Source organism: Pseudoduganella sp. RAF53_2, from assembly GCF_052113985.1.
Classification (GTDB): Bacteria; Pseudomonadota; Gammaproteobacteria; order Burkholderiales; family Burkholderiaceae_D; genus Rugamonas.
Window position 1 is genome coordinate 1 of record NZ_JBFRDW010000209.1, and the last position, 8,814, is coordinate 8,814.

Annotated in this window: 11 protein-coding genes; 10 read left to right on the top strand and 1 reads right to left on the bottom strand. The window is 64.5% G+C overall.

Annotated features, from left to right (window positions below; all coding sequences use genetic code 11):
* From AB4Z11_RS14090 to AB4Z11_RS14135, 10 genes are all read left to right on the top strand, one after another.
* Positions 1-864, top strand: an 864-nt coding sequence (locus AB4Z11_RS14090; protein WP_442025873.1) for a phospholipase, incomplete at its 5' end; no start/stop codon positions are given.
* Positions 864-2,393, top strand: coding sequence for a peptidylprolyl isomerase (locus AB4Z11_RS14095; protein ID WP_442025874.1), 1,530 nt, complete (start codon positions 864-866; stop codon positions 2,391-2,393). The genes AB4Z11_RS14090 and AB4Z11_RS14095, both read left to right, overlap by 1 nt.
* Positions 2,390-2,932: a hypothetical protein gene (locus tag AB4Z11_RS14100; protein WP_442025875.1), complete on the top strand. Its 543-nt coding sequence runs from the start codon at positions 2,390-2,392 to the stop codon at positions 2,930-2,932. The genes AB4Z11_RS14095 and AB4Z11_RS14100 overlap by 4 nt, the downstream gene beginning before the upstream one ends.
* A gap of 141 nt (positions 2,933-3,073) precedes the next feature.
* Positions 3,074-4,054, top strand: a complete 981-nt coding sequence (locus AB4Z11_RS14105; RefSeq protein ID WP_442025876.1) for an alpha/beta fold hydrolase — start codon at positions 3,074-3,076, stop codon at positions 4,052-4,054.
* An 11-nt stretch (positions 4,055-4,065) separates the two neighbouring features.
* Positions 4,066-4,719 (top strand): hydrolase, encoded by a 654-nt coding sequence (locus tag AB4Z11_RS14110; protein ID WP_442025877.1) that lies wholly within the window; start codon positions 4,066-4,068, stop codon positions 4,717-4,719.
* 23 nt (positions 4,720-4,742) lie between these two features.
* Entirely contained in the window at positions 4,743-5,036 is a 294-nt protein-coding gene (locus AB4Z11_RS14115; RefSeq protein ID WP_442025878.1) for a XapX domain-containing protein, read from the top strand.
* Complete coding sequence (locus tag AB4Z11_RS14120) at positions 5,014-6,894, top strand: amidohydrolase (RefSeq protein WP_442025879.1); 1,881 nt, start codon at positions 5,014-5,016, stop codon at positions 6,892-6,894. Before AB4Z11_RS14115 ends, AB4Z11_RS14120 begins: the two co-directional genes overlap by 23 nt.
* Complete coding sequence (locus AB4Z11_RS14125) at positions 6,894-7,268, top strand: DoxX family protein (RefSeq protein WP_442025880.1); 375 nt, start codon at positions 6,894-6,896, stop codon at positions 7,266-7,268. The genes AB4Z11_RS14120 and AB4Z11_RS14125 overlap by 1 nt, the downstream gene beginning before the upstream one ends.
* Positions 7,261-7,956 (top strand): YoaK family protein, encoded by a 696-nt coding sequence (locus AB4Z11_RS14130; RefSeq protein WP_442025881.1) that lies wholly within the window; start codon positions 7,261-7,263, stop codon positions 7,954-7,956. Before AB4Z11_RS14125 ends, AB4Z11_RS14130 begins: the two co-directional genes overlap by 8 nt.
* An 8-nt stretch (positions 7,957-7,964) precedes the next feature.
* Positions 7,965-8,309 (top strand): hypothetical protein, encoded by a 345-nt coding sequence (locus tag AB4Z11_RS14135; protein ID WP_442025882.1) that lies wholly within the window; start codon positions 7,965-7,967, stop codon positions 8,307-8,309.
* Here AB4Z11_RS14135 and AB4Z11_RS14140 read toward each other — a convergent pair.
* Positions 8,306-8,814, bottom strand: a 509-nt coding sequence (locus AB4Z11_RS14140) for a LuxR C-terminal-related transcriptional regulator (protein WP_442025883.1), incomplete at its 5' end; no start/stop codon positions are given. The two genes, AB4Z11_RS14135 and AB4Z11_RS14140, sit on opposite strands and share 4 nt — an antisense overlap.

The window sequence follows — 8,814 nt, forward strand, 5'->3', positions numbered from 1 at the left end:
GGCGTAACGCGCGCGGGCTACAGCATCGATCAATTCGCCGCAGCCCTGGGACAGGGCGCTTACGATGTGGATGATTTCGCCGACACTTATATCTGCGGCGCGACCACCGGCAACTGCCAGCTGGCGCCGGTGTGGGGCGCGGGGGCGAGCATCGTGAAGTACACGTCTTACTGGCACTTCCAGAATCACACTGCCGGCCGTGATGTGCACGGCAATCCCTTCGGCGGCTATAACTACGCCAAGCTGACGGTGGCGGGCGATATCGATAATATGGCCGCAGCATGGCTGTATGGCGATTACCTCGATGACGGCGCGGGCGGGCTGAAAGGCTGGTTCGGCGACGGCAGCAAATACAACGCCTACGGTATCACCGAAGCCCACTATCGCCTGGGCGGCTACTCGACCGCCGACCAGTACGCGGACTTCGAAGCGGCGCCATTCCAGCCGATCGACAATCTGGGCCAATACTGGTTCTCGCAATTCCTGTCGCAGCCGACCGCCCAGAGCCTGGGTTTCGTGCTGCACACCACGGACCTGCTACAGCCACACCACACCTGGGCTACCTCCGCGCATGACCACGCAGGCTGGGAGCAGTGGGTGCTGGATTACTACGACAGCGAACACCTGAACGATCCGGCCCTGGTAGCTGCCGCGCTGTCGGACTTCACGCCGCTGGCATCGAACGCCAGCGATATCCGTGGCCTGCTGACGCAAGGCGGTACGTATTCGTACGCCAACGGCGGCATCGTGATTTCTTCCACCGACCATGGCGACCGCCGCCGCGTTGGCCAGCAAATGATTCCGCATTCGATCGCAATGGTGGTGCATGTGCTGAACCGCGCTGCGGAGCGTCTCGCTAACTGATGCGTACCTTCGCCGCACTCTCCGCACTCCTTGCGCTGGCCTCCGCGCCAGCGCGGGCGGACGTGAGCGCGCGGCCCAGCGATCCGGTCGTGGCGGCGCGCGTGAATGGCGAGCCGCTTTATGCTTTCACGGCGGAGACCATGCTACGTGTGGCGCGCCAGCGCGAACCTGCGGCGACGCGCACGGCGCTGATCGAGTCGCTGGTGCTTGACCGTTTGCTGGCGCCGGAAGCGCGTGAAATTGCACATCCGGTTCCGAGCGCGCAGGCAGTTGGCTTTGCACCGGATGTGGCGACGGAGGACAGGCTGGCGGCACTGCTGGCCGAGCGTCATCCCCCGGCGCTGGATATAGATGCTGTGCGCGACGTGACGGTATCGGACGGCGCGCTGGACGACATGCTGGGCAAGCCGGGCCAGCTACGGCTGGTGCTGGCGCTGGCGCCCGCGCAGCTGGAGCGGGCCAGGTCGATCCCGGTGGCGCGTTACACGCTGCCGGGTGACGCGGAACGCGAGCTTACGCTGTTTGATGTCTATCACCGCCAGAATGTGCAGGGCAGGGTGGCGCTGTTCAATCGGCAGCCGGGTTTCCTGCAGCAGCAGGCGCGCCAGGCGGTGGAGGTGCTGCATGTGGTGAATTGGGCTGTGCGCCAGTTCGGCGCGCTGGCCGTCAACGATTTGCGGCGCGCGCTGGATGATCAGGAAATCGTGATCGCCTTCCAGCGCCTGCACGGCATGGGCAGCGATACGGATTCCGGCAGCGCGGTGCTGGATGCGCTGGCTGCGCAGGTCAGTGCGGAGCAGATTCAGTTCTACTACGCCTCGCACAAGGAAGAATTTGCGCGTATCGAAAGCGTGCGCGCTCGCCATATGCGTCTAGAGGATGAGGACAACGCGCGTGGCGTGTTTGCGGCCTTGCAGTCGGGGGCGGATTTCGCCGCATTGGCGCGCAAGTATTCGCATGCCGATGATGCGAAGCAGGGCGGTGATCTTGGCTGGATAAGGCAGGACACGAAGCGCAGCTGGCTGGCCAATCTGGCTTTTGCGCAGGAACCGGGCAAAGCGTCACCGCCCGTGCGCGCGCCGGTTGGGCCGGATGACAAGGCTTATTGGGAAATCGTGCTGGTGGAGGCGCGCGAGATGGGCTATCACGCGGCCGATTCCGAAACAGTGCTCCATATCGCGCGCCGTGCGGTGGCGCGGCAGGTCGCGATCGCCATGTTTGCCGACATGCGCGCTTGCGCACTGCGCGCCGCCAGCGTTGAGCTGAACGCGAGCATGCTCGATCAGCCGCCAAGCGGCATCGAAGCACGCTGCACCTCCGCCGCCCAGGCAGCCGGCGCGACCACCGACGCGGCCACTGCCTCGACTAGCGCCGCTGTCATGGCCGCCGGCATCGCCACCGCCACCGCCGGTGCAGCGGCAGGCACCACTGCCGGCGCCGCGGATGCCACGGTGGCGCCGGAGGCGGTGCAGCGCCCTGCGTCCGCTTCCGGCGTGGCGGTGCCGACGATTGTGCGGACCGCTCGATGAAACGCATTCTGATCGCTGTAGGCGCGCTTGCCGTAGCGGCCGCGATCTGGGCTGGCCTGCCGGAAGGCGAACTGGCGCCCGCCGACCCAGTCGCCGCTGCCGAACCGCCTGCTCCCGCGGCGCCGCCACCGCCGCCGGCCGGACCGCCGGGCGTGCCACTCGCCCAGCAAAAGCAACCCGCGCGCGCGCCAGTGCCTGCTGTCGATACCAGCAACCCCGCCTGGCTGAGCATGGCAAAAGCGCGCGACGAGGGCGATCCGCGCACGCCGCCGCTGCAGCATGACGCCGCGCTGCAGCCGCAACCCGACCCTGCCCAGTTGGCCGATCCTAAAGCCTATCGCGACTTCGAACGCGCCCAGCATGAGCAAATGCTGGCGTCCTTTGTCGGCGCTTCCGGCGCGGAGGTGGACCGCCTGCGCACCGACCTCGAACGCGGCCGCGCTGAAGGCGTCTCGCCCGAGCAGCTGGCAAAGGCGGAAGAGAAAATCCGCCGCATCGAACAGCAAGCCGCGGCCGCATCCAAAAGCCTGCAGCACTGAGCGCTTGCCGCGCAAGAACCTTCCTTACTCCAGCTCCTACCCCGATTGGGGGATGCCGTACTAGCCGAAATCGGGGATGCTCCAAGACGTAGCGACCCATAAGATGGCGATGCAATGACATCCCAACAAAAGGAGCTATTAATGGATGAACTGGAACAGGCGGGCGCACCAAATTCGCGCCGCCGCAAGGTGCTGCTGGGCGCCGCAACCGTCGCCGCGGTGGCGGGTGCCGCATCGCAGGCCGTAGCTGCGCAAAAGACTGCACCATCGGCGCAGGCCAGGAGCGGTCATGGCTCCACTATCACCACCCGCGACGGCGTGGAAATCTACTTCAAGGACTGGGGCCCGCACGACGGCCAGCCGGTCGTCTTCAGCCACGGCTGGCCGCTGAATGCGGACAGCTGGGAGTCGCAAATGATCTTCCTGGCSTCCAAAGGCTAYCGSKKCATCGCCCATGACCGCCGYGGYCAYGGYCGTTCSAGCCAGCCCTGGGATGGCAATGAYATGGACCACTACGCGGACGATCTGGCCGCAGTGCTGAACCACCTGGACATCAAGAAAGCCACCCTGATCGGCTTTTCGACCGGCGGCGGCGAAGTGGCGCGCTATATCGGCCGTCACGGCGAGTCGCGCGTGGCCAAGGCAGCCCTGGTGTCGGCCGTGCCGCCACTGATGCTGCAAACCCCGAACAACCCGGGCGGCCTGCCGAAAAAAGTGTTCGACGATATCCGCGCCGGCTCCATCGCCGACCGCTCCCAGCTTTACCTGAACATCGCCAGCGGTCCGTTCTACGGTTTCAACCGTCCAGGCGCCAAAGTCTCGCAGGGTCTGATCAATTCGTGGTGGATGCAGGGTATGACCGGTGGCCACAAGAACACCTACGACTCCATCGCCGCTTTCTCGGAAACCGACTTTACTGCAGACCTGAAGAAATTCACCGTGCCGACGCTGATCGTGCACGGCGATGATGACCAGATCGTGCCGATCGACGCGGCAGGCCGCGCTTCGGCCAAGCTGGTGAAAAACGCGAAGCTGATCGTGTATCCAGGCGCGCCGCATGGCCTGACCGATACGCATAAAGATAAACTCAACGAAGACCTGCTGGCCTTCATTCAAGCCTGAAAGGAGCAATCATGACCGTGAACGCAACCCCAACCCCTGGCAAACTGCTGCTGTCCCCAAAGGATCACACCCTGATCCTGATCGACCACCAGTCGCAGATGGCCTTTGCTACCCATTCCATCGACGCCAACACTCTGCGCACCAACACCGCCCTGGTGGCGCATGCCGCAGCGGGCTTCGGCGTATCGACCATCCTGACCACCGTCGCCGAGAAGAGCTTCTCCGGCCCGATCTTCGACGAGATCAAGGAAGCCTTCCCGAAAGGTGAAGTCACCGACCGTACTTCCATGAACACCTGGGAAGACGCCAACGTGATCGCCCGCGTCAACGCCATCGGCAAGCAGCGCCTGGTGTTCGCCGGCCTGTGGACTTCGGTTTGCATCGTTGGCCCGACCCTGTCCGCACTGGACCAGGGCTTCGAAGTGTACGTGATTGCCGATGCATGCGGCGACGTGTCCGACGAAGCCCACGAGCGCGCCATGGAGCGTATGATCCAGGCAGGCGTGCGTCCAATGACCTCCCTGCAGTACATGCTGGAACTGCAGCGTGACTGGGCTCGCACCGAGACTTACGAGCTGACCACCGGCATCGCCCGCAAATACGGCGGCGCTTACGGCCTGGGCATCATCTACGCCAAGACCATGTTCAACGCCCACGAGGGCTGATGCAGCAACCGGGGAGTGACAAAATGAAGATGTACATCGTATCGCTGGCTGCCGGCGTACTGGTTGGCCTGATTTACGGTTTCCTCAACGTGCGCTCCCCGGCGCCGCCCATCGTGGCGCTGGTCGGGCTGCTGGGGATTCTGGTAGGCGAACAACTGCCGCCGCTGATTCGCCAGATGTGGCAGCCCGAACAAACGCAGACGTCATTCCTGGAAAAGCAGGTCAAGCCGCATTGCTTCGGCGAGCTGCCTTCCGGACCCGACTGCAAAAATGAATCTACTGGAGTAGCCGCAAATGAGCACCCAACCAAGTCCTGACCTGATCCTGCATAACGGCCGCTTCACCACGCTGGACCGTTCCAATCCCGAAGCCACGGCGGTGGCGATCCGCGACGAGCGCTTTGTCGCCGTTGGCAGCGACGCGGAAGTGATGGCGCTGGCCGGACCGGCTACCCGCAAGATCGATCTGCACGGCAAGCCCGTGCTGCCAGGCCTGATCGACAACCACCTCCACATCATTCGTGGCGGTTTGAATTTCAACCTCGAACTGCGCTGGGATGGCGTGCGCTCGCTGGCCGACGCCATGGCGATGCTGAAGGCGCAAGTCGCCATCACGCCGGCGCCGCAGTGGGTGCGCATCGTGGGCGGCTTCACCGAGCACCAGTTTGCCGAGAAGCGCCTGCCGACGCTGGAAGAGATTAACGCCGTGGCGCCGGATACGCCGGTGTTCATCCTGCACCTGTACGACCGTGCGCTGCTGAACGGTGCTGCGCTGCGCGCCGTGGGCTATACCAGGGACACGCCACAGCCTCCCGGCGGCGAGATCCTGCGCGACGGCCAGGGCAACCCGACCGGCCTGCTGCTGGCGAAGCCGAATGCCGCCATCCTGTACGCCACGCTGGCGAAAGGACCCAAGCTGCCGATCGAATACCAGGCCAACTCCACGCGCCATTTCATGCGCGAACTGAATCGCCTTGGCGTGACGGGCGCGATCGACGCCGGTGGCGGCAATCAGAATTATCCCGAGGATTACCAGGTCATCGACCAGCTGGCCAAGGACAAGCAGCTGACCATCCGCCTGGCCTACAACCTGTTCACGCAAAAGCCCAAGCAGGAAAAGGAAGACTTCCTGAACTGGACGCAAGCGGTGAAGTACCAGCAGGGCGATGACTACTTCCGCCATAACGGCGCCGGTGAAATGCTGACCTTCAGCGCGGCCGACTTCGAGGACTTCCGCCAGCCGCGTCCCGATATGCCGGCGAATATGGAAGACGACCTGGAAGGCGTGGTGCGCATCCTGGCCCAGAACCGCTGGCCATGGCGCATGCATGCGACCTACGACGAAACCATCAGCCGCGCGCTGGATGTATTCGAAAAGGTCAACAAGGATATTCCGCTGGCGGGCCTGAACTGGTTCTTCGACCACGCCGAAACCATTTCGCAGCGCTCCATCGACCGCGTCGCGGCACTGGGCGGCGGCGTGGCTGTGCAGCACCGCATGGCTTACCAGGGCGAATACTTCGTCGAGCGCTATGGCGCGGCTGCGGCCGAAGCGACGCCGCCGGTGAAGAAGATGCTGGAGTCCGGCGTGCGCATTTCGGCCGGTACGGATGCGACGCGCGTCGCTTCCTACAATCCCTGGGTATCGCTGTCCTGGCTCTCCACCGGCAAAACGGTGGGCGGCGCGCAGATCTACCCGCGCGCCAATTGCCTGAGCCGCGATCAGGCGCTGCGCATGTGGACCGAAAACGTCACCTGGTTCTCCAACGAGGAAGGCAAGAAAGGCCGCATCGCGGTTGGTCAATTGGCCGACCTGATCGTGCCGGACCGCGACTTTTTCACCTGCGCCGAAGCCGACATCGCCGACACGACTTCGCTGTTCACCATGGTGGGCGGCAAAGTGGTTTACGCGGCGGGTCCGTTCCGCGAATACGACCAGGCGCCGCCACCGGCGATGCCTGACTGGTCGCCAGTACGCCAGTACGGCGGCTACGGCGCCTGGGGCAAGCAGGAGAACGCACCGCTGGCCAAGGCGCAAGCTGCAGCCTGCGGTTGCGCGCATTCCTGCCAGGTTCACGGCCACGGCCACGGGACTGCCTGGACAAGCAAGATTCCGGTTGCGGACCTCAAGGAGTTCTGGGGCGCGCTGGGTTGCGCTTGCTGGGCGGTGTGGTGATGCAGCGGGTATTCCTGCTGATGCTGTGCGCTGCCTACATCCAGGGCAGCGTGGAGAAGCTGTTGGACTTCAACGGCGCGATCGGCGAGATGCAGCACTTCGGCCTGCCGCTGCCGGTGCCCATGGCGGCGGCAGTCATCATTTTCGAATTGACTGCATCGGCCATGGTGATCTCGGGCTGGAAGCGCTGGCTGGGCGCCGTCGCGCTGGCGGCGTTCACGGTGATGGCGACCTTCCTTGCCAATCGTTTCTGGGCGCTTCCGGTTGGGCACGAGCGCATGATGACCGAAAACGGCTTCTTCGAGCATATCGGCCTGGCCGGCGCCTTCCTGCTGGTGGCATGGCTGGACTGGAAAGGAGGGCGCAATGCCTGAACCGCGTCCGCTGCAAGGCGCTTCCCTCGGTTTCATCGCCGGCTATGTGGACACACTGGGCTTCATCGGCCTGGCCGGCTTGTTCACGGCCCATGTGACGGGTAACTTCGTGATGATCGGCCGCACCATTGTCGATCCCACGCAAGACTTGCTGATGAAGCTACTGGTATTCCCTGTCTTTATTCTCGCCGTGATGATGACGCGCGTGCTGGTCGCGAGCTGRCAGGCCGGCGGCAAGCCGGCACTGCGCAACGCCATGCTGCTGCAGTTCTTCCTGCTGCTGGGCTGCATGGTGCTTGGCTGGGCGACGGGCGCGCGCACTGCGTTCGACAGTCCCCTCGTCGTGCTGACCGGCATGCTGGGCGCCGCCGGGATGGCGGTGCAAAACGCCTACGGCAAGCTGCTGCAGGGGAAAGAGGACGCCACCACGGTCATGACGGGCAATGTGACGATGATGTCCATCGCCCTGGTTGACGCCATGCGCGGCGACGCGGAAGCGCAAGCCCGCGCGCGCCGCCTGGCCGGTCCGATCTGCGGCTTTGGCGTAGGCGCCATCAGTGGTGCGCTGGCGTGGAAGTTTGCCAGCTTCCTCGGCTTGCTGCCGGTGATCGTGCTGCTGGCGGTGCTGGCCTGGCAGGCGGGCCGCCGCGAAGCACAGGGCGCCACAGCGGCGCAACGGGCCGGATGATGCAGCGCATGTTTCCGATGTTCCCCCTGGGCTGGCCCGGCTTCGCGCTGGTACTGCTGCGCGGGGCGGTGTCGGTTCAATTGACCACGCTTGCCGGCGCCCAGGTTCACGCCCCGCTGGCTGGTGTCGGTCTGTTGCTGCTGGGCGGGTTGCTGCTGCTTGGCCTGCTGACGCCGATCGCCAGTGCGCTGGCGGCATTGGCGGAATTATGCTTGGCCGCGCTGGGGGAGGGTGTCACGATGACGTCCGCCTTGCTGATGCTGGACCCGCTGCTCCTGCTGCTGCTTGGCCCCGGCGCTTATTCCTGCGATGCCCGCCTGTTTGGCCGGCGTCTGATTTCGCTGCCCGATTAAAGATTGATGATGCCGCGCCGCAAGGCGATGGTGACGGCGTGCGTACGGTCATTGGCCATCAGCTTGGAGAGAATGCTCTTCATATGCGCCTTGACCGTTTCTTCCGAAATTTCCATCTTCACCGCGATGCGCTTGTTCGAGTTGCCGCTGGCCGCATGCTGCAGGACCTCGGTTTCGCGTCCGCTCAGCGCGTTCTGGCCCATGTACTGAGCCAGCTCCATCATGATCTCGGACGGAATGCGGCGAATGCCCTTGTTCACGTCGCGGATGGTATCCAGCAGGTCCTTGCGCAGGGTGCTCTTCAGCAGGAAGCCCATGGCGCCTGCCTGCACTGCGCGCAGGATCTGGGCATCGCCCTTGAAGGTGGTGAGCATCACAAAGCGCGCGTCCGGCACGTGGCGGCGGATTTCCTGCATCGCCGTCACGCCGCACATTTCCGGCATGGCGATGTCCATCACGGTAATGTCGGGGCGCAGGTCCAGGAACCGCTGCACCGCCTCGCGGC

Coding starts and splice junctions, on each gene's coding strand:
- AB4Z11_RS14120 (WP_442025879.1), top strand. CDS start 5,014: ATGAGCACCCAACCAAGTCCTGACCTGATCCTGCATAACGGCCGCTTC.
- AB4Z11_RS14095 (WP_442025874.1), top strand. CDS start 864: ATGCGTACCTTCGCCGCACTCTCCGCACTCCTTGCGCTGGCCTCCGCG.
- AB4Z11_RS14115 (WP_442025878.1), top strand. CDS start 4,743: ATGAAGATGTACATCGTATCGCTGGCTGCCGGCGTACTGGTTGGCCTG.
- AB4Z11_RS14125 (WP_442025880.1), top strand. CDS start 6,894: ATGCAGCGGGTATTCCTGCTGATGCTGTGCGCTGCCTACATCCAGGGC.
- AB4Z11_RS14110 (WP_442025877.1), top strand. CDS start 4,066: ATGACCGTGAACGCAACCCCAACCCCTGGCAAACTGCTGCTGTCCCCA.
- AB4Z11_RS14135 (WP_442025882.1), top strand. CDS start 7,965: ATGTTTCCGATGTTCCCCCTGGGCTGGCCCGGCTTCGCGCTGGTACTG.
- AB4Z11_RS14100 (WP_442025875.1), top strand. CDS start 2,390: ATGAAACGCATTCTGATCGCTGTAGGCGCGCTTGCCGTAGCGGCCGCG.